At 33.3% G+C, this 1021-nt stretch carries 2 protein-coding genes; both read right to left on the bottom strand.

Annotation, left to right across the window (positions count from 1 at the left end; translation table 11 throughout):
• Positions 1-186: 186 nt before the first annotated feature.
• A complete protein-coding gene (locus L2567_RS20970; RefSeq protein WP_406626754.1) occupies positions 187-492 on the bottom strand; it encodes a helix-turn-helix domain-containing protein in 306 nt (101 codons plus the stop codon).
• Positions 476-823 (bottom strand): type II toxin-antitoxin system RelE/ParE family toxin, encoded by a 348-nt coding sequence (locus L2567_RS20965; RefSeq protein WP_235299825.1) that lies wholly within the window; start codon positions 821-823, stop codon positions 476-478. The genes L2567_RS20970 and L2567_RS20965 overlap by 17 nt, the downstream gene beginning before the upstream one ends.
• Positions 824-1021 lie beyond the last annotated feature (198 nt).

The raw sequence follows: 1021 nt of genomic DNA, 5'->3' as shown, positions 1-1021 counted from the left end.
TGTTTTGGGTCTTTTCCTTCTTTTATTCTTTGACGATTGACCCGTCTAAATACTCGGTTGTATTCACCTCTTGACATTCCTTTGTCCTTGATGATACCATACTTCTTATAAGATCTTGACATTGTTGTAGGTTTTATACCTACATTGTGTCATACGAGTTATATATTTTCATGACAATTGGATTATTTACAGATTAATTGAAAGCTCTACATTTCCACCAAATCCTAGTTCTACAATCTTTTTCAACGTTGACAATCTGGCTTCCTTTACGTTATTTTCGATTTTAGAGATATAAGATTTTGATGTTCCAACTTTATCAGCAAGTTGTTGTTGAGTTAATCCCTTTTTCAACCTTGCTTCCTGTAGTAGAAATCCAATTTTAAAATCATCATATTCTTCTTCTAGTTGGTCTCTTGTTGGAGTACCAATTTTTCCAAAATGCTCGTCTTTTATATCTGATAGTGTCTTTATATTCTTATTTTTCATTTTCATATTCTTTTTTGATTGCTAAAGCATTTTCAATTTCATTTTTAGGTGTTTTCTGTGACTTCTTTTGAAATCCGTTGGCAAGTACAACTAGTTTGCCTTCATCGAAAAAACAGAAAATCCGGTATATATTTGAAGAAAGCTTAATTCTTATTTCATATAATCCATCAGTCCCTTCAATGTGTTTCAAATAAGTTTTTGGTATTCTCTCAATTTCCTCAATCAATTGCAAAGTCCAAATCACTTTCTTCTTTACCTTAATCGATTGCTTGCTATAAAAGTCATTGAAGTAGTTCTTGTATGCAATTACCTCCCTATACTTCTTCTTTGCCGTCATTTAAGTAAAGATATACAAGTTTCTCTTTAGTGCAACATTTATTTGGCTGAGTTGGTTTCATTTAATTCCTGAGAACGGCCAGCGGCATCCAGAGTGCGACCGATAGGGAGCATTATGTGATGACGCATGTTAGTGGTAGGCACTTCTTTCCTCACAGTTGGCTAAGATATTCTAAGGGTGTTAATATTCCTAATTTAC

Origin of the sequence: Portibacter marinus, assembly GCF_021533195.1 — a bacterium.
Lineage (GTDB): Bacteria > Bacteroidota > Bacteroidia > Chitinophagales > Saprospiraceae > Portibacter > Portibacter marinus.
The sequence above is the reverse complement of the archived record's forward strand: the minus strand, read 5'-3'. Positions and strand labels throughout refer to the sequence as shown.

Coding starts and splice junctions, on each gene's coding strand:
- L2567_RS20970 (WP_406626754.1), bottom strand. CDS start 492: ATGAAAATGAAAAATAAGAATATAAAGACACTATCAGATATAAAAGAC.
- L2567_RS20965 (WP_235299825.1), bottom strand. CDS start 823: ATGACGGCAAAGAAGAAGTATAGGGAGGTAATTGCATACAAGAACTAC.